Origin of the sequence: Grimontia sedimenti, assembly GCF_011045095.1 — a bacterium.
GTDB lineage: Bacteria > Pseudomonadota > Gammaproteobacteria > Enterobacterales > Vibrionaceae > Enterovibrio > Enterovibrio sedimenti.
This window is the reverse complement of the sequence record NZ_JAALDL010000013.1, coordinates 146,678-168,898: the sequence shown is the minus strand read 5'-3', so window position 1 is coordinate 168,898 and position 22,221 is coordinate 146,678. Positions and strand designations below refer to the sequence as shown.

At 51.1% G+C, this 22,221-nt stretch carries 24 protein-coding genes and 2 pseudogenes; 11 read left to right on the top strand and 15 right to left on the bottom strand.

From position 1 onward, the window contains the following. The 9 genes from G5S52_RS17005 to fkpA form a co-directional block, all read right to left on the bottom strand. A partial coding sequence (locus G5S52_RS17005) for a GTP-binding protein (RefSeq protein ID WP_135300427.1) occupies positions 1-100 on the bottom strand: 100 nt, incomplete at its 3' end. Positions 101-204: 104 nt separating this feature from the next. After that, complete coding sequence (gene fusA / locus G5S52_RS17000; RefSeq protein WP_002535160.1) at positions 205-2,301, bottom strand: elongation factor G; 2,097 nt, start codon at positions 2,299-2,301, stop codon at positions 205-207. Between the two features lie 72 nt (positions 2,302-2,373). Next, the gene (rpsG, locus tag G5S52_RS16995; RefSeq protein ID WP_002535161.1) at positions 2,374-2,844 is read right to left on the bottom strand and encodes a 30S ribosomal protein S7; all 471 of its coding nucleotides are present in this window, start codon (positions 2,842-2,844) and stop codon (positions 2,374-2,376) included. Between the two features lie 98 nt (positions 2,845-2,942). After that, on the bottom strand, positions 2,943-3,317 hold the full coding sequence (rpsL, locus tag G5S52_RS16990) for a 30S ribosomal protein S12 (protein ID WP_002535163.1): 375 nt from the start codon (positions 3,315-3,317) through the stop codon (positions 2,943-2,945). A 179-nt stretch (positions 3,318-3,496) separates the two neighbouring features. Beyond that, positions 3,497-3,787: a sulfurtransferase complex subunit TusB gene (gene tusB, locus G5S52_RS16985; RefSeq protein ID WP_165016327.1), complete on the bottom strand. Its 291-nt coding sequence runs from the start codon at positions 3,785-3,787 to the stop codon at positions 3,497-3,499. A 9-nt stretch (positions 3,788-3,796) separates the two neighbouring features. Further along, positions 3,797-4,153 carry a sulfurtransferase complex subunit TusC gene (tusC, locus tag G5S52_RS16980; protein WP_165016324.1) on the bottom strand — a complete coding sequence of 119 codons (357 nt, stop codon included), beginning with the start codon at positions 4,151-4,153 and terminating at the stop codon, positions 3,797-3,799. Positions 4,154-4,161: 8 nt separating this feature from the next. Beyond that, positions 4,162-4,554, bottom strand: a complete 393-nt coding sequence (gene tusD, locus G5S52_RS16975; protein WP_165016320.1) for a sulfurtransferase complex subunit TusD — start codon at positions 4,552-4,554, stop codon at positions 4,162-4,164. Then, entirely contained in the window at positions 4,551-5,273 is a 723-nt protein-coding gene (locus G5S52_RS16970; RefSeq protein ID WP_002535169.1) for a helix-turn-helix transcriptional regulator, read from the bottom strand. Before G5S52_RS16970 ends, tusD begins: the two co-directional genes overlap by 4 nt. Positions 5,274-5,438: 165 nt before the next feature. Beyond that, positions 5,439-6,215: an FKBP-type peptidyl-prolyl cis-trans isomerase gene (gene fkpA / locus G5S52_RS16965; RefSeq protein WP_165016318.1), complete on the bottom strand. Its 777-nt coding sequence runs from the start codon at positions 6,213-6,215 to the stop codon at positions 5,439-5,441. 122 nt (positions 6,216-6,337) lie between these two features. Between fkpA and G5S52_RS16960 the strand changes: the two genes are divergently transcribed. Then, complete coding sequence (locus G5S52_RS16960; protein ID WP_046307176.1) at positions 6,338-7,315, top strand: WD40 repeat domain-containing protein; 978 nt, start codon at positions 6,338-6,340, stop codon at positions 7,313-7,315. 14 nt (positions 7,316-7,329) lie between these two features. After that, a pseudogene (locus G5S52_RS16955) lies at positions 7,330-7,553 on the top strand (SlyX family protein). A 50-nt stretch (positions 7,554-7,603) separates the two neighbouring features. Here G5S52_RS16955 and G5S52_RS16950 read toward each other — a convergent pair. The 5 genes and pseudogenes from G5S52_RS16950 to kefG all read right to left on the bottom strand — a co-directional run bounded on the left by G5S52_RS16950 (position 7,604) and on the right by kefG (position 11,948). Next, complete coding sequence (locus G5S52_RS16950; protein WP_165016316.1) at positions 7,604-8,569, bottom strand: isoaspartyl peptidase/L-asparaginase family protein; 966 nt, start codon at positions 8,567-8,569, stop codon at positions 7,604-7,606. A 143-nt stretch (positions 8,570-8,712) separates the two neighbouring features. Next, positions 8,713-9,288, bottom strand: a complete 576-nt coding sequence (gene slyD, locus G5S52_RS16945; RefSeq protein ID WP_002535177.1) for a peptidylprolyl isomerase — start codon at positions 9,286-9,288, stop codon at positions 8,713-8,715. Between the two features lie 98 nt (positions 9,289-9,386). Beyond that, positions 9,387-9,596, bottom strand: coding sequence for a YheV family putative zinc ribbon protein (locus tag G5S52_RS16940; RefSeq protein ID WP_002535178.1), 210 nt, complete (start codon positions 9,594-9,596; stop codon positions 9,387-9,389). Between the two features lie 26 nt (positions 9,597-9,622). Then, positions 9,623-11,421: pseudogene (gene kefB / locus G5S52_RS16935) on the bottom strand (glutathione-regulated potassium-efflux system protein KefB). Then, a complete protein-coding gene (kefG, locus tag G5S52_RS16930; RefSeq protein WP_165016314.1) occupies positions 11,421-11,948 on the bottom strand; it encodes a glutathione-regulated potassium-efflux system ancillary protein KefG in 528 nt (175 codons plus the stop codon). Before kefG ends, kefB begins: the two are co-directional and overlap by 1 nt. A 573-nt stretch (positions 11,949-12,521) precedes the next feature. Here kefG and G5S52_RS16925 point away from each other — a divergent pair. Continuing rightward, positions 12,522-14,444 (top strand): ABC transporter ATP-binding protein, encoded by a 1,923-nt coding sequence (locus tag G5S52_RS16925; protein WP_165016311.1) that lies wholly within the window; start codon positions 12,522-12,524, stop codon positions 14,442-14,444. Beyond that, positions 14,387-14,908: a TIGR02444 family protein gene (locus G5S52_RS16920; RefSeq protein ID WP_165016268.1), complete on the top strand. Its 522-nt coding sequence runs from the start codon at positions 14,387-14,389 to the stop codon at positions 14,906-14,908. Before G5S52_RS16925 ends, G5S52_RS16920 begins: the two co-directional genes overlap by 58 nt. Here the strand turns inward: G5S52_RS16920 and G5S52_RS16915 are convergent. Further along, a complete protein-coding gene (locus G5S52_RS16915; RefSeq protein ID WP_165016265.1) occupies positions 14,905-15,507 on the bottom strand; it encodes a LysE family translocator in 603 nt (200 codons plus the stop codon). The genes G5S52_RS16920 and G5S52_RS16915 overlap by 4 nt on opposite strands. A 123-nt stretch (positions 15,508-15,630) precedes the next feature. Here G5S52_RS16915 and G5S52_RS16910 point away from each other — a divergent pair, with 123 nt between their 5' ends. The 7 genes from G5S52_RS16910 to G5S52_RS16880 all read left to right on the top strand — a co-directional run bounded on the left by G5S52_RS16910 (position 15,631) and on the right by G5S52_RS16880 (position 22,220). Next, a complete protein-coding gene (locus tag G5S52_RS16910) occupies positions 15,631-17,013 on the top strand; it encodes an aminotransferase-like domain-containing protein (RefSeq protein ID WP_165016262.1) in 1,383 nt (460 codons plus the stop codon). A 9-nt stretch (positions 17,014-17,022) separates the two neighbouring features. Further along, the gene (locus G5S52_RS16905; RefSeq protein WP_165016259.1) at positions 17,023-18,009 is read left to right on the top strand and encodes a hydrolase; all 987 of its coding nucleotides are present in this window, start codon (positions 17,023-17,025) and stop codon (positions 18,007-18,009) included. Positions 18,010-18,051: 42 nt separating this feature from the next. Beyond that, a complete protein-coding gene (locus G5S52_RS16900) occupies positions 18,052-19,029 on the top strand; it encodes a DUF3187 family protein (RefSeq protein WP_165016256.1) in 978 nt (325 codons plus the stop codon). 14 nt (positions 19,030-19,043) lie between these two features. Further along, positions 19,044-19,259, top strand: coding sequence for a YheU family protein (locus tag G5S52_RS16895; RefSeq protein ID WP_002535189.1), 216 nt, complete (start codon positions 19,044-19,046; stop codon positions 19,257-19,259). 71 nt (positions 19,260-19,330) lie between these two features. After that, the gene (locus G5S52_RS16890; RefSeq protein ID WP_062667067.1) at positions 19,331-20,200 is read left to right on the top strand and encodes a phosphoribulokinase; all 870 of its coding nucleotides are present in this window, start codon (positions 19,331-19,333) and stop codon (positions 20,198-20,200) included. Between the two features lie 167 nt (positions 20,201-20,367). Then, positions 20,368-20,787 (top strand): rubrerythrin family protein, encoded by a 420-nt coding sequence (locus tag G5S52_RS16885; RefSeq protein ID WP_002535192.1) that lies wholly within the window; start codon positions 20,368-20,370, stop codon positions 20,785-20,787. A gap of 107 nt (positions 20,788-20,894) precedes the next feature. Beyond that, complete coding sequence (locus tag G5S52_RS16880; RefSeq protein WP_165016253.1) at positions 20,895-22,220, top strand: heterodisulfide reductase-related iron-sulfur binding cluster; 1,326 nt, start codon at positions 20,895-20,897, stop codon at positions 22,218-22,220. Position 22,221: the final 1 nt, after the last annotated feature.

Genomic DNA, 22,221 nt, shown 5'->3' with positions numbered 1-22,221 from the left:
TACAGATTGCTGCAGTCAGAGTGGTTTTACCGTGGTCAACGTGGCCGATAGTACCAACGTTAACGTGCGGTTTCGTACGTTCAAATTTTTCTTTAGACACGATCGTGTTCCTTCCTAGTTGTGAGCCGCACCCACCGTCGTGAGTGCGATCAGAAGTTTTTATTAATGCGGGCCAATAATGCCAGCATTAAAACCACCTATCAATCAAGAACGCTCTGCGATGATTGAATCAGCGATGTTCTTAGGAATATCAGCATAGTCACTGAATTCCATAGAGTAAGATGCGCGGCCCTGAGTCGCTGAACGCAAGTCAGTTGCGTAACCAAACATCTCAGCCAGTGGCACCTGCGCGCGAATGATCTTCAAGCCAGCTGGACCTTCATCCATACCACCAATCAGACCACGACGACGGTTCAGGTCGCCCACTACGTCACCCATCCAGTCTTCTGGAGTGGTAACTTCCACTTTCATCATTGGCTCAAGAATGACAGGTTGCGCTTCAAGTGCACCTTTCTTGAATGCCATAGATGCAGCGATCTTAAACGCCATTTCGTTGGAGTCAACATCATGGTACGAACCATCGAAAAGGGTTGCTTTGATATCAAGCACTGGGTAACCAGCAAGTACACCGCTACTCATCTGCTCTTCAACACCTTTAGCAACAGCGCCGATGTACTCTTTCGGTACCACACCACCAACGATTTCATCGACGAAGACAAAACCTTCGCCTTTCTCAGATGGTTCCAGTTTCAGCCAAACATGACCGTACTGACCACGACCACCAGACTGCTTGACGAATTTACCTTCGACTTCAGCCGAACCACGGATGGTTTCGCGGTATGCCACCTGTGGCTTACCTACATTACATTCTACGCTGAACTCACGACGCATACGGTCTACGATGATGTCCAGGTGAAGCTCACCCATACCTGAGATCAGGGTCTGGCCTGACTCGTCATCGGTTTCAACGCGGAATGATGGATCTTCTGCCGCCAGTTTGCCCAGCGCGATACCCATTTTTTCCTGGTCTGCTTTAGAGCGTGGCTCTACAGCGATCTGAATAACTGGTTCAGGGAACTCCATACGCTCAAGAACCACTTTTGATTCTTGTGCACACAGGGTGTCACCTGTAGTGACGTCTTTCAGACCAATGGCTGCTGCAATGTCACCCGCGCGAATTTCTTTGATTTCTTCACGCTTGTTTGAGTGCATCTGAACGATACGGCCAAAACGCTCACGCTTTTGCTTCACTGAGTTGTACACAGTGTCGCCAGTGTTAACCACACCTGAGTAAACACGCAGGAAGGTCAAAGTACCCACGAATGGGTCAGTAGCAATCTTAAATGCCAGAGCTGCAAACGGTTCGTTGTCGTCAGAGTGACGCTCGATCTCGTTGCCATCTTCGTCTTCACCTTTGATCGCTTTCACATCAACAGGGGAAGGAAGGAACTCAATAACAGCATCAAGAACCGCCTGAACGCCTTTGTTCTTAAATGCAGAACCACAAGTCGCCAGTACGATTTCATTATTCAGTGTACGTTCACGCAGAGCTTGCTTGATTTCAGCTTCGGTCAGTTCACCCTCTTCGAGGTACTTATCCATCAGCTCTTCGTTTGCTTCAGCAGCGGCTTCTACCAGATTCTGGTGCCACTCATCAGCCAGCTCTTGCATGTCTGCCGGGATGTCTTCGTACGTGAAGCTCATACCCTGGTCAGCTTCGCTCCAGTTAATCGCCTTCATTTTGATAAGGTCGATAACACCGCGGAAGTCTTCTTCAGCGCCGATATTCAGATGAATTGGCACTGGAGTTGCGCCCAGTCGAACTTTAATCTGCTCAACCACACGCAGAAAATCTGCGCCTGCACGGTCCATCTTATTGACGAAAACCATACGAGGAACTTCATATTTGTCAGCCTGACGCCAAACGGTCTCTGACTGAGGTTCAACACCGGAAGAACCACAGAATACAACTACTGCACCATCCAATACGCGCAGGGAACGCTCTACCTCGATGGTAAAGTCAACGTGTCCTGGGGTATCAATGATGTTGATGCGATGCTCAGGGAATTGCGCATCCATACCGCGCCAGAAAGTTGTAGTCGCAGCGGAGGTGATGGTGATACCACGCTCTTGCTCCTGCTCCATCCAGTCCATGGTTGCTGCACCATCGTGCACTTCACCAATTTTATGAGAAAGACCGGTGTAAAACAGGATACGCTCTGTTGTTGTAGTTTTGCCTGCGTCTACGTGCGCACAAATACCGATGTTACGGTAGCGCTCAATAGGGGTCTTACGAGCCACAGTAGTATCCTCTTACTAAGGGTATCCTTAGAGTGTGGTTTAGGCGCGACCGAAGTCGCGCCCAAAAAGGTATTACCAGCGGTAATGAGCGAATGCTTTGTTCGCTTCTGCCATACGGTGAACGTCTTCACGTTTCTTAACAGCAGTACCTTTGTTCTCAGATGCATCCAGCATTTCGTTAGCCAGACGCTGAGCCATAGATTTTTCACCACGCTTACGCGCAGCTTCAACCAACCAACGCATCGCCAGCGCGTTACGACGTACAGGACGTACTTCTACTGGCACTTGGTAAGTTGAACCACCAACACGGCGAGATTTAACCTCTACCGCAGGGCGTACGTTTTCAAGAGCGGCTTCGAACACAGACAGGTGATCTTTACCAGAACGCTCTGCCATGATGTCCAGTGCACCATAAACGATTTTTTCAGCAGTCGACTTTTTACCGTCAACCATTACGATGTTTACAAATTTTGCCAGCAGCTCTGATCCGAACTTAGGATCCGGCAGGATTTTACGCTGACCAATTACGCGACGACGTGGCATGGAAATTCTCCGTTGTCTTCTTCAGGTTTTATCCAAAACTTTTCAGTTTTTTCAAAATTACAAATTAATTAGTGTTTGGCCTTACTTAACGGATTCCATTAAGACTTAGGACGCTTCACACCGTACTTAGAACGACCTTGTTTACGGTCGTTAACGCCTGCACAGTCAAGTGCACCACGAACGGTGTGGTAACGCACACCTGGAAGGTCTTTAACACGACCACCGCGGATCAGAACAACTGAGTGCTCTTGCAGGTTGTGACCTTCACCACCGATGTATGAAGTAACTTCAAAACCGTTGGTCAGGCGAACACGACATACTTTACGCAGTGCCGAGTTAGGTTTTTTAGGAGTAGTGGTGTAAACACGAGTACATACACCACGTTTTTGCGGACACGCTTCCAGCGCAGGCACGTTGCTTTTTGCAACTTGCTTGATGCGTGGCTTGCGTACCAGCTGGTTAATAGTTGCCATTAAATAGCTCCTGATATTACTTACGTATAAGTGTGAAAAATCTATGCCCCACAAAAGTAGGGACGCGAAATTTTAGGCGTCGTCAAATGGGGTGTCAAGATTTATACAACGATCTTTGCTTTGATCGTTTTATAACCGCAACAATCCCAGACTATTACGCTAGTAGATAGACGGCTAAATCACCATTTCATTTGCGTGACATGCCGGGCTGTTAGCTCTACAAACCCTTCCATATCAATAAGTTCAAATTGTGAGGCGATTTGATGCTCGATGCCGCGGGCCATAGCGTCCTCTTGAAGCACGTAAATCCTGCGCCCCGACGAAACCAGTTTTTCCTGCCACTGCCCTCCGAGAATCCCGGCAACAACCGCGTCTTCGAGCAAAAGGATCTCACTGTGATTCTCGGAATATCGCAGACAATTCGCCAGAGCAGATGAGGCATAAGGGGAAATATTAACGGTATGAAGCATTGACGATCCTTAAAACTGGAGCACTTTGGCACATTGACCCAGTGAGGCTGCAATGTCCGTTGGTGAGACTTTTTCTACCGTAATAACAAGGGGATGGTCACTCAACCCACGCTCAGCTAATGAGTCAGCACACACATAGATTTCCTCCACATCGCACAGTGACAGCATTTTGAAGGTAGAAATATAGTCGCGACTCAGCACCTCATCCGGCTTTTGGCCCGCCAGCAATTGCATCACACCATCACCGACGAAGAACAGGACAAGATCTTCACTGTAATTGGAAGTTGCCAACACCGCATCGAGCCCTTCTCGACCAGACGCGCAGCCATGAGGCGCAGAAGAGAAAACAAAACCTATCTTTTTCATACCAGCACCTAGAACTGAATCACGCGATCAGCAGTCAGCAGAGCTTCTGAAAGCGCGCCAAGACCCGCCTGAGAGAAGCTATCCGCCATGTTGGATGATGTGAGAGCATGCTGTTTCGCCTCTTCTTCGCTCACCTGACCACGACGCAGTGCAGCGGCAACACAGGTTTCCAGCTCTACGCCACTTTCATTTGACAGTGATTGCCAAGCAGCAACCAAATCAAATTCGTCATTGGCTGGCACTGTCAGTGAGGAAGCGTTGGACACACCATCTTGATAGAAAAACACACGCGTTAACGTGTGTCCTTTTTCTATCAGTGCTTTGGCAAAGCGGAACGCGGTCAGCGATGACTGGCGCCCGTATACTGGGCCATTCACCACCAGCACATAACTCAGGCTCATTTTTCGCCGTCCTCACCTTTTCGCTGACGGATGTAGAGATAAACCGTGTGCTTGGAAATATTAAGGCGATCTGCCACGCGGTTGATGGCATCTTTGATATCGAAAATACCTTTATCGAACAGCTCCATCACAATCTGGCGGTTCTTGGTATTGTTCGACACAGATTTGTCTGCGTTGATCTCTTCGATGGTGCGCTCAACCGTTTGGTCTACCAGCTCGTCCACATCGCTGGCAAAGTTCACGGAAGACACAGCCTGACGAGCTTCTTCTGTCGGCATGAAAGCTTGCAGCACTTGAGAGAAAGGCGCATCCAGATTGATATTGATACACAGAAGGCCAATCACGCGATTGTCCGCATTGCGGATGGCCACTGTGATAGATTTCATCAGGGTGTTGCCTTTAGCACGCGTGAAGTAAGCACGTGAGAAGTTTCGCTCAGATCCTTCAATATCACGCAACATACGCAGTGCCAAATCAGTGATAGGCGAACCCACCTGACGGCCAGTGTTCTCGCCGTTGGCAATTTTGATAGCAGAGGTGTTCAAATCTTCCAGCGAGTGCAGCACGATTTCACAGTGCTGACCAATCAGGGCTGCAAGACCATCTACCACGGCTTCATAAGATTTCAGGATTACGCGATCGGTGTCGGTGAAAGGATTACTCTCGATAAAGTCACTTTCGACGATCACGTCCGCACCAAAGCTGTCTGTCGATACCACAGGTTTATCTTCCTTTGTGATGGATTTCGTTTACCGCAGGCAAAGATAAACGAAAGCTGCAAACTTTAAAATCTAGCGATAAGTCTAACAGACTTAGATCAAGAAAATAAAAAAACCCCGACAAAAGCCGGGGTTCTCTTTGTAAGCAAACGTGCAATCGAAGGATTAACCTTTCGCTTCGTCACCTTTGCCTTTGATTTCCAATAGCTCAACTTCGAACACTAGCGTCGAGTTGGCAGGAATCGCCGGCGTATCCTGAGAGCCGTATGCCAGCTCAGGCGGGATAACGAACTTGAACTTAGAACCTACAGGCATTAACTGAACGCCTTCAGTCCAGCCCGGGATCACGCGGTTTAGTGGGAAAGTCGCTGGCTGGTTACGGTCGTAAGAACTATCGAACTGGGTACCGTCAGTCAGGGTGCCTTTGTAGTGAACCACAACAGTGTCTTCTGCTGCTGGTTTATCACCCTCACCCATTGTTTCTACCAGGTACATAAGGCCAGAATCTGTGGTATTCACACCGTCAGTCTTCGCAAACTGTGCACGGAAGTCTTCACCAACTTTCACTGCTTCTGCGGCTTTTTCCTGAGCTTTTTCTTGAGCCAGCTGAGCAACACGCTGATCCAGTGCTTGCAGCGCCATCTGCGCTTCTTCTTCAGTCAGCTTGGATTTGTCAGCAAATGCGTCCTGCACACCTTGCAGAACCAAGTCGTTGCTCAGTGACAAGCCCAATTCTTCTTGCTGGTCCAGATTGGCTTTCAGGTACTGCGCCAGGGACGCACCAATCGCGTATGCCGCTTTGTCATCTTCAGTGGCGAACGTTACAGCTTCAGCAGCAACGGGCGCTTCAACCTTTGCGGTTTCGTCTTTCGCTTCTTCCTGACAACCCACAGCTAGTGCAACAGTGGCAGCCAGCAGCGACATTTTAAAAACTGATTTCATTAGTGACTCCGTTGGTATAAAACCCACATTTCTTTTATTCGCTTACGCGATAACGATGCGAAAGCCCGAAACGATCAATATACTCGACGTTATAGGGGTCCAAGATAAGGAACACAAGGGCAATGCGACAATTCGTCCGCACAATTTGCTTATTTCTGACACTGTTAGCACTTTCCGGCTGCTTTCACTCTACCCATGAAGCCCAGCGCTGGACGCTGGATCCGGATGGCGTGACCAGTTTCAGCCTTAGCCGAGACGGCCGCTTCGCGCTCATCGCTTCCACGTCCCACGGCATTGATTTGTGGGATTTGGTACAAAATAAAAAGCTGGCCGAATTCGGCGATCAAGACCCGGATAAAAACACCGTGCTCGCCAGTCAGATCTCAGACAACAACCGCTACGCCATTACCGCCACATCGCAAAACTTTGCGGTATGGGATTTGGCATGGGGACAAGCCGAAGGTCTGTGGTCGATTTCCGACGGCATTATCCGCGACGTTGATATCAGCAATAATGGCGAAAAAGTCCTGCTTGCCCTTTCTAATGGCAAAGCCCTATTCGTGGACTTAGGCACAGGAAGACGCCTAGAGTTCCTTGCCCACCAAGATAAAGTGAACAGTGTGTCGCTCGCGCCCAATGGAAAATTCGCCATGTCAGGCGGTAATGACCACAATGCCTTTTTCTGGAGCACGGAAACCGGACAAATCCTCAATGAATTTCCTCATGAGCATCGTATTACCCGCGTAGAGTTGCACCGCACCGGTAAATTCGCTTTCTCTGCAGATGGTGATGACACCGCCATTATCTGGGATTTATCGACGGGCGAGCCGAAAACAGAGCTCAACATGTTCCACCGCCACCCAAATTTCTCAACCGCCCGTTTTTCAGATGATGGCACCAAACTAGTGACCGGCACGCCGGGACGACGGGTAGAGTTTTGGGATGTAGAAAGCGGGGACAATCTCGGCCGCTGGTTGGCGGAAGAGCAACAAAATACGCGTCCACCCAGTGCAGTCGTGTATGATGTCGCCATCGATCCAACTGGTCGCGTAATATCCGGCACTTCCGCCGGCATCGCTCAGGCGTGGATAGCAGAGTAATTTGAGATACCAAGATGACCGAGACAGAACTGCGTCTGCAGAAACAAATTGACGATCTGGAGATCAAACAGGCTTTTCAGGAACACACGATTGAAGAGCTGAATGATGCGATTACCCAGCAGCAAAAAACCATCGACAAGATGGCAACGCAAATCACCTTTTGGTAACCAAGCTGAAAGCGATGGAGCCGGCAAACATTGCCAGCATGTCGGAAGAGACACCGCCACCGCATTACTAAAAAACAGGTCCTAGGCTCCCAGGCTCCCAGGCTCCTAGGCTCCTAGGCTCCTAGGCTCCTAGGACCTGAAGCTCTTCGTCCGCAAAAATAGCCACCAACGCTTCACCTTTCTCGTTCACCGTCGCGCGGTACATGCCCGGACAATTCAATTCGAAATTCACCTGTCCGTCAGCATCAATGGCAATCACACCGCCTTCTCCGCCAAGGCTCAGGAAATCACCGTGAATCACATCGCGGCAGGCTTGCTCTATCGATGCCTTACCATATTGCATGCGCCCCGCAATATCGCCTGCAACCGTGCAGCGCATCAGAAGTTCGCCCATACCGGTTGCAGAAATCGCCACATTGCCGTTGCGGGCATAGTTCCCTCCGCCAATGATCGGTGTGTCACCGACTCTGCCCCAGCGCTTGTTGGTGAGTCCACCCGTACTGGTTGCAGCGGCTAGATTACCGTCTTTATCGAGCGCCACTGCACCGACAGTACCGTGTTTCTTTTCATCTGGATAGCGCGCTTCCGACAGTGCAACGCCACCGGTTTTTTTCATTGTTTTCAGCTCGTTGTAGCGACGATCCGTGAAAAAGTAATCTTGCTCGACGTACTCGTAGCCGCACTCTTTGAAGGCAAAGGATTCCGCGCCCTCACCCGCCAACATCGCATGGGAGCTTTTTTGCATCACATCACGGGCAAGTTGTATCGGGTTTTTGATATGGCGAATTAGGGTTACCGCGCCGGCTTCAAGGTTTCTGCCATCCATAACAGAAGCGTCCATCTCAACAGTTTCGTCGTGGGTTAGCACCGAGCCTTTGCCTGCATTGAAAAGCTCGCTGTCTTCCATCACTGTCACAGCGGCGACTGTCGCATCAACCGCAGATCCACCCTGTTCCAGCACAGCATGTCCTGCCAATACTGACTGCGCCAACGCCTTACGATAGGCAGCTTCCAACTCAGGCGTCATCAGACGGCGTTCAATGGTACCGGCACCACCGTGGATGGCGATAGAAAAGGGGCGAGTCATGATGATTCCTTTCGAAGAGAGAGTGGATATCCGATGAGATTAATATGAAATTGCCTAATAAAAAAGCGCCAACCGACTGATCGATTGGCGCTTTCTTTTCTGGCTCTGCAGCCAGCAATAGCTGCAATGGTATAAGCCTAGGCTTAGTGAGAGCCGCAGCCACCACCGCCACAACATTCGTGGTCGTCGCCTTTGTCTTCGCCGCCACAGCAACCGCCTTCGTCGTCATGGTCGTGACCACCGCAGCAGCCGCCAGACTGGTGGATGTGACCGTGTGCGATTTCTTCTTCCGTCGCCGCACGTAGTTCAACCACTTCCACATTGAACGTCAGGGTTTGGCCAGCCAGCATGTGGTTACCGTCAACCACGACTTCATCGCCGTCAACATCAGTCACTTCAACTGGGATTGGACCTTGGTCGGTATCCGCCAGAAAGCGCATACCAACAACGATTTCGTCAACGCCCTGGAACACGTCAGCAGGTACGCGCTGAACCATTGCATCCAGGTATTCGCCGTACGCTTCTTCCGGCGCAACAGTCACTTCGAAAGATTCGCCGGCTTCGCGACCTTCCAGTGCATTTTCCAGACCTACGATCAGGTTGTTGTGACCTTGCAGGTACTGCAGTGGCATTTCTTTGGTTGACTCGTCAACCACGATGCCGTCTTCGTTTTTCACTTGGTAAGCAATGCTTACTACCACGTCTTTAGTGATTTTCATCTTAACTCCGGAAGCGGTTCAAGGGTGTCGACACAGCGACACCTGCTCATTTCGGCGCCGATAATACAGAAATAAACTGACTTCGACTATGGGATTCGTTATTGCGGTTTAAATATCCCTATCACCTGAGCATCCTGCTGCTGCGCGACAGGCTGTTTCTCTTCCGCAGACATCGGTGAGCGCCTGTCGGTATGACCGCACTGCACGCACTCCACCACTTCCACGTGGTGCTCTTGCCACCAGCGCATCGTGTCCGTTGCGCTGCATGATGGACAGGTCGCGCCAGCGATAAATCGTTTCTTGGCCATGTACTTCCTTGACTTCGTTCTTATTGTTAGCTATCTCGGTTCCAGCTCTGGTGCCGCTCGGTATCCCCTTTCATTTCGAGGTCGAACAGCTCTTCCAGTTCAAGTCGGGCTTCTTTGGTTCGCGAGGCAGCCGTCACGTCTTCACTATGATGGGGCTGCATTTCATGTAAACGCATTTCATCGAGCTTTCTGAAAAATGCTTCAGCCCGTTTGGCTTTATACGGATGCATCCCAAGAGCGATCAGGGTTTGCTTACCAAGATCCAACGCACTTAAAAATGTTTCCCGGGAAATCCATCCACATTGTGGCCGAGCAACTGGTTCGCCTCAACACGGCTTCGAGCCCGTGCGAGCACCTTCAGATTCGGGAAGTGCTGCTGGCAAAGGTGAACTATTTCCATCACTTCTTCCGGCGAATCCGCACAAACAATGATGGCCTCGGCCGTTGCTGCGCCTGCGGCCCTCAGCAAATCAAGCTGGGTCGCATCCCCATAATAAACCTTGTAGCCAAACTTTCTGAGCAAGGCGATTTGCGATGGGTCGCGTTCCAGTATGGTCAGTTTAATCTTGTTGGCGAACAGCAATCTACCCACTACCTGACCAAAACGGCCAAAGCCGGTGATGATGACGCGCGCCCCATCGTGGTCAAACTGCTGAGCTTCTGGCGTCGAGGCTTCGGCATTAATGGTGCGGGCAAACCATTTGGATTGCAGCATCAGCAATATTGGTGTCGTCATCATAGACAAACTCACCACCACCAACAGGAACGCATTAAGCTCGGGCGTCAGCAAGTTTTCACTTCGCGCTGCAGTAAACAACACAAACGCAAACTCCCCACCTTGGCTAAGCAGTAAAGCTACGTGACTGCGGGATTTCTCGCTACCACCAAAGACGCGGGCTAACCCATATATGATGGCGGCTTTTACGCCAATCAAGCCAGCGACCGCAGATAAAATTTCCAGCGGATATTGGAGCAGTAAACCAAGATCAACCGCCATGCCTACGGCGATGAAAAAGAGGCCCAGCAACAAACCTTTAAACGGCTCGATGGCGATTTCCAGCTCGTGGCGGTATTCACTCTCTGCCAACAGCACACCTGCCAAGAAGGTGCCTAGCGCCATAGAGAGTCCAAGTGACTGCATACCAATGGCGATACCAATCACCAGCATCAGAGCAGTCACGGTGAACATCTCTTTGACGCGGCTGAGCACCACCCAACGGAGCAAAGGACGCAACAGGTAATGACCACCGACCAAGAGCACCAAGATTGCGCCCAGCATGATACCCACATCCAGCCAGCTGCCACCCGCTCCACCTGCCATCGCAGGAAGCACCGCAAGCATGGGGATCACTGCGATATCTTGAAATAACAGCACTGCAAAACCGGATTGTCCGGCTTCGCTGCGCATCAAGCGTTGTTCTTCGATAATCCGCATGGCGATGGCCGTGGATGAAAGCGCCAGTCCCATCCCGACAACCAAGGCATCTACGCGACCAACGCCCCAGTAATAGGCAATAAGAGCAATCACCACGGTACTGATAAAGACCTGAGAGCCACCAAAGCCAAGGATTGGCCGTCGCATCTGCAACAGCTTCTTTGGATTCAATTCCAGACCAATCAGGAACAACAGAAGTACCACACCAAGCTCGGCAAAGTGCAGAATCGCTTCTACATCTGTAATCAGGCCAAGCCCCCAGGGGCCAATCACCACACCGCCGATCAAATACCCCAGCACAGAGCCAATTCCGAGGCGCTGGGCAAGGGGAACTGCCACCACAGCAGCGGCAAGGAAAATCAGAGCGTCTAGAAGGTAGTTATGTCCCATTACACCACCTCCGACACAGGATGACAGAGCCAATCGGCGTAGAGTTCGGCATGAGCTTCCCTGTCTTCATCACTCACGCGGCGAGCCCAGTGAAGCACTAGTGGATCAACCCAACGCATCTGGCAAAGGAGCGCGGTCAGCTCAAACGGCTGCAACAGCTCTTCCATACTGTATTTGTTGTAACCGGTTTGGCTAAAGGCTTCCGCAGCACCGCCAGTCGTGATAACAAAGCGGCAAATCTTGCCAGCCAATGCATTACCGCCACCGTGGGCAAAGCCTTTACCAAGCACCACATCAATCCACTCTTTTAGAAGCGAAGGACAGGAATACATTTGAAGTGGGTGTTGGAACACAATCACATCGTGTTCTAGAAGAAGCTCACGCTCATGGTGAACATCAATAATAAAGTCAGGATAGGCCGCATAGAGGTCGTGTACTTTGACATGGTCAAATTGACGGGCAGCCTCAATCATCCGTTTGTTGGCGACAGACTCGTGCGGGTCCGGGTGAGCAAAGACCACCAGCACTTTCGATTTAAATAACGACGTTGTCGGGGGTTCCCATTTGGCAGCAAAATCCTTTTAAGCTTTCCAACGCCCAATTTAAGGTAGAGCGAAGAGGTAACATAATATTTTTTATAATCTTTTTATCATGACACAAAACTGCCAACTCTGCGGCTTTGGCGTCATATACCCAAACGACCTGAAGATACTCGCATTCAGAGGCCATCAATACGCTCAATTCGAGGCAAATTCCACGAGGAATAGTCTCGTTCTATTTCCGTGGTATTTAACAAAGAAGTGGGCGCATTGAAGGCCTCCCTCCGGGCGAGTTGACTGACGCCGTGCTCTTTGTTGCTCCTTTTTGATGGAGATGGCTACACCTACAAAGGAACGCCGCGATCACAACGTCAGTCAATCTCGCTGAATCCTGCATCTTCAGGTTGATTGGGTATACTCCAACCATACGGTAAATCGTCCCGCATTTCACCGCTCTGCCGTGGTCCATTTTTGCGCCTCTCTTAAGTAAATCGCCGTCGTGTGATATAACAGCGCCAGTTTTTCGACCCCACATTCCTGCGGCCGGAGCCGCCAAGAGTCATGATCACTATTTCTGATATTCAGCTACTTCGTGGTGGCAAACCGCTGCTTAACAATGCCTCTGCCACTATCCACCCGGGCGACAAAGTCGGTCTGGTCGGTAAAAACGGCTGCGGTAAATCCACCCTGTTTGCGTTGCTGAAAGGCGAACTGTCCCTTGATGCGGGTAGTTGTAACTTCCCAAGCGGCTGGCAAATGGCGTGGGTGGCGCAGGAAACCCCGGCGCTGGAACGCGAAGCGATTGAATATGTGATTGACGGGGACCGTGAATACCGCGCGCTGGAACAGGCCCTTCGTGCTGCTGAAGAAGCGGATGACGGCCACAAGGTCGCCACCCTTCACGACAAAATTGATGCCGTCGGCGGCTACAGCATTCGCGCCCGCGCAGCAGAGTTGCTGGATGGCCTCGGCTTTCGTCAGGATCAGATGAGCTGGAACCTCACCCAGTTCTCCGGTGGTTGGCGTATGCGCCTGAACTTGGCACAGGCACTGCTATGTCGCTCAGACTTACTGCTGCTCGACGAACCGACCAACCACTTGGATTTGGACGCCGTGATGTGGCTGGAGAAGTGGCTGCAAAACTACCGCGGTACACTGGTACTCATTTCCCATGACCGCGATTTCCTTGACCCAGTGGTTAACCGCATCATCCATATCGAAAATGACCTGCTAAACGAATACACGGGGAACTACTCGGCGTTCGAAACCATGCGCGCTGAAAAGCTGATCCTGCAACAGGCGATGTACCAGAAGCAGCAAAAGCAAATGGCGCACATGCAGTCTTACATTGACCGCTTCCGCTATAAGGCCAGTAAAGCCCGTCAGGCGCAGAGCCGTATTAAAGCCCTTGAGCGCATGGAAAAAATGCTGCCAGCACAATTTGATAACCCATTCAGTTTCGAATTCCGTGAACCATCTGCTCTACCGAATCCTATTTTGATGATGGAAGAGGTGTGCGCGGGCTATGGCGACACCATGATTCTGGAAAAAATCTTCCTGAATCTGGTGCCAGGCAGCCGAATTGGTCTGATTGGCCGCAACGGCGCGGGTAAATCAACGCTCATCAAACTGCTTTCTGGCACAGTACCCGCACAGGCTGGTGAGCTGCGTTATTCGCAGGGTGTGAAGATTGGTTACTTTGCACAGCACCAGTTGGAAACGCTACGTGATGATGAAACAGCCATTCAGCACATGATGCGTTTGGCACCGGAAGCGACAGAGCAACAACTTCGCGATTACCTCGGCAGCTTTGGTTTCCATGGCGATAAAGCGCTGGATGTGATTGCACCTTTCTCTGGCGGTGAAAAAGCACGTCTGGTGCTGGCATTAATTGTCTGGCAAAAACCGAACCTGTTGCTGCTCGATGAGCCCACCAACCACCTTGACCTCGACATGCGCGCTGCACTGACCATGGCGCTGCAATCGTTTGAAGGCGCGATGGTTATCGTGAGCCACGACAGATACCTGCTCCGTGCAACCACTGACGATCTGTATTTGGTGCATGATCGTAAGGTTGAGCCATTCAACGGCGACCTGAATGATTACCATCAGTGGCTGAATGAATTGCAGCGCTCTGAGCGTCGTCAGGAGCAGGCAGAAAACGCCAAACCCGCAGGTGCAAATACTCAAGCAGCACGTAAAGAACAAAAACGTCTGGAAGCAGAATTTCGCAAGCAGACTGCGCCTATCCGCAAGAAAATTGACACGCTGGATACAAAACTCGAAAAGTATTCTGCAACAATTGCGGAAGTAGAATCTCAACTGGCGGAACCTTCTATTTATGAAGCGTCCAACAAAGAGAAACTTACCGAATTGCTGCGCCAGCAGGCAGACGCGAAATCATCGCTCGAAGAGGTCGAACTGGAATGGATGGATCTTCAGGAACAACTGGAGCAAATGGAAGCGGAGTTCCAAGGCCGCTAAAACAGCAAGCCGCAGCCGATGGACTGTGGCAATTTTGTCTGCATCATTACGGACAGCAAGAGGTCAAACACGCCTGCCTTAAACTTCAGGATCAGTTCAAAGGCAATGTGAATCTCGCGCTGCTATTAGCCTGGTTGGAAGACGCCGGGTTTTCTCTTTCGGCCTCATCACTCGCTCAACTTCGCCAATCATTGGTTCAGTCAGAAACCCTGCTCACGCGCTATCGCTTGATGCGGCGCGATCTCAAACCGCAGCTCTCACGCGGGGCTTACCAGAAAATGCTTAACTATGAGCTGACATTAGAGAAGTTCCAGCAGCAGGAATTGCTCACCTGTATAAACCAGCAATTTTGGGAAGAAAACGCCTCTTCCTCTTTGGAGATGTACTGTTCGCAACTGGACGGTGACGCACACTATCTTTACCCTGCACTCATGAAAGGCTTGAACGTCATCAATCAGCGCTAGCCCCAGATAAAGATCAGACAGGATGCCGTCAGCGTACCCATCACCCGGTTAAACACCACCCAGCTCTTGTCTGTTGAAAGCACCTTGCCAACCCAGACGCCAAAGCCCGCCCAAATTGATGTCAGAGATAAACCCACCACCAGAAACGTCATTACGATCACCGCTGCCGATAGCCAATAATCCCCGCCTGACAAAGTGAAAGTACCCACTGCGCTGACTGACATAGCCCATGCTTTGGGATTCACATATTGGAACAAGGCCCCCTCTATTAAAGTCATCGGTCGGCGATCTGCCGAAGCATCTTTAGAAGGCGCCCCCGCCTTGGCAATGCGCCATGCCAGATAAAGAAGATAAGCGCTCGCCAGCAGCTTCATCCCCTCTTGCACCCAAGGGTAAATTTGAAACACCGCCCCCAGTCCTGCTGCAACCACGCCAATTAAAGACGCAACACCAAGGGAAATACCAACAAGATGAGGCACAGTGCGTCTGAATCCAAAGTTCGCTCCCGATGCTGTCAGCATCATGTTATTCGGTCCCGGCGTCCCCGTCATGGTCGCCGCAAAAAGCGCCAGTGTCGCCAGAAAAGATAGTTCCATCATGAATTGTCTCCCCGCTCACATTGTATCGATACAATTCAGGCTAAAATTTGAAATTGACCTACTTATTGTTCAAAATTCACGCTAACAGGGATCAAAAATTAGATCAAAAGGTTTATTGTCACCATGACAATCATCAATATTGCATTGGAGAAGTCCGGCGCTCCTATGTATCGGCAAATAGCCGATGCCATTGCGGATAAAGTGGTTAGCAAAGAACTGGCACCCGGCACCAAGTTACCTACCCACCGCGCACTGGCGGATGCTTTGTCAGTCACCGTAGGAACAGTGACCCGCGCCTATGCGGAAGCAGAGCGTCGCGGCATTGTCGAAGCCAAAGTCGGTGCAGGCACTTACATTTGCGAGAACAACCGCCCACTTTGGTCTTTTTCCGATCCTGATCGACAAGATGTGCTGAGCTTTGGCTACAACGTGCCGCCAACGATTAACCGTGCCGATCTCTTCGCAGAAGCATTGGAGCAACTTGCTGCCCACCCGCAGGAACTCAACAGTCTGATGCTGTATCAGCCGCCTTCCGGCATTGTGCGTCATCGTGAAATTCTGGCCGACTGGTTGAATGGGCATCAGGTGAACGCCGATCCGTCACGCTTGCTGTTCTGTTCCGGCGCGCAAAATGCCATGCAGCTTTGCCTAATGACCCTCTGCCGGGCTGGCGATACCATTCTTACCGACAAGTTCACCTATCCCGGTTTACTCAGTCTTGCCAGACAGCTGCAACTTACGGTGAAACCTGTAGAGATGGATGAAGAAGGCATGTTGCCAGAATCCTTAAGCGCAGCCTGCCAGCAATACCAGGCGAGATTGGTGTATCTCACGCCAACCCTACAAAACCCGACGACAGCGACCATGAGTGAAGCACGCAGACATGCACTCATCGAAGTATGTGAACAACAGCAATTGATGATCGTGGAAGATGACATTAATGGCCTGCTTCCCCGCGAACGACCTTCGCCGATGGTCAATCTAGCGCCTGACAGTGTGATATATATTGGTGGGCTGGCGAAGACACTGGCGCCCGGTCTTCGTCTGGGTTTCTTGCATCTGCCGGAGCGTTTCTATCCCCACTTCGTTAACGCGCTGCAAAACCACAGCTGGATGATCAGCCCGCTTTTAACCGCCATGGCGGCGATCCTTTTGGAGAATGGCTCAGCAAACCAGATCCTCGAAACCATTCGTACTGAAATGGAAACACGGTGGGAGATCGTTACCCGCTATCTTGGTACTGATTCACTGCGTTATCACCCCAACGCGTTTCACGGCTGGCTAACATTGCCCGAAGGTTGGTCTCTCAGTGAGTTTCTTTCGGCGAGCAAAGCAGAAGGTCTAGAGCTGAAATCGTCTGAGCTTTTTGTTCCCGCAGGATATTCCGCGCCACCGACGGTGCGGATTGCTGTGAGCGCACCGCCTAGTCGCGAGTTACTTGAACAGGGCTGCGAGAAGCTCGCCAGGCTTTTGGCAAATCCACCAATGACTGAATTTGCGTTGTAAGAGATAGACATGGAACAAACAGCAAACACACCTTTCGTGCCGATGAAAGGCGCCAAGAATCCACATGTTCAAACCCTGCTTCCGCGCTTTTTGCGCAGGAAAGCGGTATTTGAACCTGTCTGGCAACGTTTAGAAACGCCGGATGGGGATTTTCTGGATATCAGCTGGACACAAGACCCGACAACTGTCGGTGGCAAACCTATCGTAGTGTTGTTTCACGGTCTTGCCGGGTGTTTTTACAGCCCTTATGCCAACGGTTTACTCAACGCCTTCAAGCAACAAGGCTGGGTCGGCGTTTTAATGCACTTTCGCGGTTGCAGCGGCTCGCTGAACAAAATGCCACGCAGCTATCACTCAGGTGAAACGGGGGATGCCCGCTTTTTCCTCGAGTACCTCAAACGGCGATTCCCTGAAAACGCCAAAGTCGCTACCGGCGTTTCCCTCGGTGGCAATATGCTGGTGCGCTATCTGGCAGAGTTTAAAGACGATCCCATCATTCAAGCCGGATGCGTCATCAGCCCACCTTTGGATCTGGCAGCATGTTCCAGCCGCATTCGTCAGGGTTTTTCCCGCGTCTATCAAGCGTATCTGCTCCGCTCAATGAACCGCACCCTCGGTAACAAGCTTGCCCGTCACCCGCAAATCGGGCACTGGAAAAGCGGGGAGAAAGTGGCGATATCGAATCTCTATCAGTTCGACCAAACCGTCACTGCACCACTGCACGGATTCAACGATGCTGAGGATTATTATCGCCAATGCAGTGGCTTAGGTGTGTTGCAGGAAATTGCGGCTCCGCTCAAAGTGATCCATGCTAAAGATGATCCCTTTATGACGGAAGCGGTGATCCCGAAGGCCCCGCTTCCGGACAACATTGACTATCACCTGACCGAATATGGCGGTCATGTCGGATTTGTCTCCGGTACCTTGAATGTTCCAGACTTCTGGCTGGAAAAAGAGGTGCCACGCTGGTTAGCCCTGCACATCGACGCCGAATAAAGGCGCAATAACACCAAGAAAGCAGGGCGAGAGAGGTGGACGATGGCAATATCTCGCACTGCTTTTATGCTGCTTTGGTGGCTCTCCTTCGCTGCGCAGGCAGAAAACACAGACCCTTTGCGCTTTGGGCCGCTGATTGCCCAAAGTCAGGCACCGCTGCAAACCACTGGGCTCACACCGATACTCCAAGACCCGTTTCAATTGAAAGCAGGAGAAACAGATGTCTTCGCTTCCGTCGCTATTGGCAGCGTTTGGGCACCTTCACAGGAATACAGCTTCGACTACTACCACAACCAGTTTATGGGTGGCTTCGTTCACGCGCTGGATGAGGAAAAACGGGTTGGGGTTTGGCTGCAATACCGTTATGCAGCTAACAACCGATTGGACGGCCTAACGGAAAAGTTCCATAGCATTTTTGGCATCGACCAAAACGGTCGCACCGAAGTCGATGAAGACAGGTTCTACATCTATGTCCCCAGCACCATGGACGCGCCAGTCGAAGACTTCACTGGCGACCCCTTACTCAGTGCCATCAATCTGTATGGCGAGCAAACACTCTATGAAGACATGCACCATGCGGTGAGTGCGGGTGTCACCCTGTTCTTTAACCGGGTCAGCCATGGCGTGTTTGCCAACACTTCCTTCGAGCAGTCTGCTCAGCTCAACTATGGCTACCAAAGAGAGAAACACCGGCTGACCGCCATGGTGTCGCTCGTACACCGACCGGATAAACCCCAGCATTTTGTTGAGGTAAAACCCTGGGGTATTAACGCGGGTATCAGCTACCAATATCAATGGTTCACGCATCATGAGCTGATAGGTGAATACCTGATATCGCAAGGCAAAGCAGCCGGGGCCGGGCTGGGTGAGCTTAATGCCTTGGTGCACGAGTTTGCGCTGGGTTATCGCTACCTTTTTAATAACTGTGCGATAGAATTGGTGTCTATAGAGAATATGTTCAATCACGATAACAGCACGGATATCGTGTTTAACGCCACCTTCCGGCACCGTTTTTTGTAGTAGGTAAAGCCACCATGATTGTTCCCTGGCAAGAGATCCCCGAAGAGACCCTGAGAAACCTGATTGAGCACTTTGTGCTGCGTGAAGGGACAGATTACGGCGAGCAGGAAGCAAGCTTCGAGGAAAAGGTGGAGCAGGTCTATAACCTGCTTAAAAACAAAGAAGCCGTTGTGGTGTTTTCTGAGTTGCACGAAACGGTGGATATCAAACCTGTGCGATCACTTGCCTAATACCCATCGCTTGACCAAGTCATCGAGACCCTGTTAACTGTTGCCATCTTTCTAAATTGACAGGGTTTGTCATGTCTGCAAAGCACCCCATTATTGCAGTTACCGGTTCGTCCGGCGCAGGGACGACCACCACCTCAGACGCATTCCGCAAGATTTTCAATATGATGAAGATTAGCGCCGCCTGGGTGGAAGGTGACAGTTTTCACCGATATACCCGTCCTGAAATGGACGTGGAAATCCGTAAAGCTAAAGAGCAGGGCCGTCATATCAGTTACTTCGGCCCGACTGCCAACGACTTCCCAAGGCTCGAATCTTTCTTCAAAGAATACGGCGAGGAAGGCACGGGGCAGTTTCGCCGTTATCTCCATACCTTTGATGAAGCAGTACCATATAACCAAATGCCGGGCACCTTCACGGCATGGCAGGATTTGCCCGAGCACACCGACCTCATGTTCTATGAAGGGCTGCACGGCGGTGTGGTAGAAGGCGAGATTAACGTCGCCCAGCATGTCGACCTACTGATAGGCATGGTGCCAATCGTAAACCTGGAGTGGATCCAGAAGTTTGTCCGCGACACCCGCGACCGTGGGCATTCCCGCGAAGCGGTAATGGATTCCATTGTTCGTTCGATGGACGACTACCTGAACTACATCACACCGCAGTTCAGCCGAACCCACATCAACTTCCAGCGTGTCCCGACGGTAGATACTTCAAATCCACTCAACGCTAAAGGCATCCCAAGCTTGGATGAAAGTTTTGTGGTGATCCGTTTCCGTGGCATCAAGAAAGTCGATTTCCCTTATCTGCTTTCAATGATCCAAGGGTCTTTTATGTCCCGTCATAACACCCTGGTTGTGCCGGGCGGCAAGATGAGTTTCGCCATGGAACTGATTATCCGACCTCTTATTCAGCAGCTCATTGAAACTGGCAAAATCAGCTAACACTCTCCTCTCCCCTTAATTTGAAGACGTAATCTGTTATCGAAAAATACGATGACAGATTACGTTTTTATTCATTAGACCGAATAACGAACCTGTCCTTAACTTAATCTTGCTGGTTATTTTTTAACCAACAGAAGCAAGACAATGTCATAAAAGAGGACAGAGCCATGTCACTGAAAGGAACCAAAACCGAGCAAAACCTCAAAGACGCCTTTGCCGGTGAAAGTCAGGCAAACCGTCGTTATCTCTATTTCGCATCAAAAGCAGACATTGAAGGCTACAACGATGTCGCCGCCGTTTTCCGCTCAACGGCCGAGGGTGAAACGGGCCACGCACACGGTCATCTGGAATACCTGGAGGAGGTGGGCGACCCTGCGACAGGGTTACCTATGGGTAACACCGCAGAAAACCTCAAAGCGTCGATTGCCGGTGAAACCCACGAATACACTGATATGTATCCGGGCATGGCCGCCACGGCGCGCGACGAAGGTTTCGATGAGATCGCAGACTGGTTTGAAACGCTCGCCAAAGCAGAGCGAAGCCACGCGAACCGCTTCCAGAAAGCACTCGACAACCTCGACAGCTAGTCGCACAAAAGGGCGGCCAGTCCGCCCTTTCAGAGCGCAATAGGCGCTAATGACGATAACGCACAGTGACTGCCGGAAACCGGCACAACCAGTAGCAGGGACACGTCATGAAAGAAAAACGCGAAGGAGGCATTGAAGCCCCCACCCGCCACGCCATTGAGTGGCAATCCCCAGACTTTTACGATCGCGAAAAGCTCGAAGCAGAAATGGAGCGCGTCTTCGACGTTTGCCACGGCTGCCGCCGCTGCGTGAGCCTCTGCGATTCATTCCCCACCCTGTTTGACCTCATTGATGAATCCGAAACCTTCGAAGTCGATGGCGTTGATAAGAAGGATTACCAGAAAGTCGCAGATCAATGCTACCTCTGTGACATGTGTTATATGACCAAATGCCCCTACGTGCCACCGCATGAGTGGGAAATCGACTTCCCTCACCTGATGCTACGCGCCAAAGCAGTGAAATTTCGAGAACAGGGGGCATCACTGCGGGACAAACTACTTTCCAGCACAGATTTGGTGGGTGGTATGGCAACGATTCCTATTGTGGATGTCACCGTGAACGGGATGAACAAAAACAATGCGTTTAGAAGCATGCTGGAGAAAGCCGGCGTGCACAAAGACGCTATCGTGCCGACATACGACAGCAACACCATGCGAAAACGTGTTGCCTCCATGGTGAAAGACATCACGCCAGAACCTGTTGGCGAAACCACAGGGAAGGTGGCTATGTTCACCACCTGTTACGGCAACTACAACAGTCCAGAACTCGGTGAGGATTTCTACAAGGTCTTTCAGAAGAACAATATCCATATCGAAGTGGTCGGCAAAGAGCGTTGCTGCGGTATGCCCAAAATGGAACTGGGCGATTTAGAAAGTGTTCAGCGCGCCAAAGAAGAAAATATTCCGCAGCTTCTTGCGATGGTAGAGAAAGGGTTCGACCTTATCGCACCGGTGCCATCCTGCGTGCTGATGTTCAAACAGGAGCTTCCGCTCTTGTTTCCCAATGACCCGGATGTCGCCAAAGTCCGCGATGCCTTCTATGACCCCTTCGAATACCTGATGCTTCGCCACAAAGCCGGCAAGCTCAACACCGAGTTCGATACGCCGCTTGGTGACATCAGCTACCACGTCGCCTGTCATCTTCGCGTGCAGAATATTGGCCTAAAAACCGCAGATCTGCTCCGTTTGGTGCCTGGCACTCAGGTTGCACCGGAGCAACGCTGTTCGGGTCACGACGGGACTTACGCGGTGAAAGTGGAAACGCATGATAAGGCTGTGAAAATTGGTCGTCCCGTGGCAAAGAAAGTGAAACAAGCCAACGCCGACTATTTTGCCAGTGACTGCCCGATGGCAGGTGCACACATTGCTAAACTGGCGGAGGTGGATAAGCCTATTCACCCCATGACCTTATTGAGGAAGGCCTACGGCCTGTAAC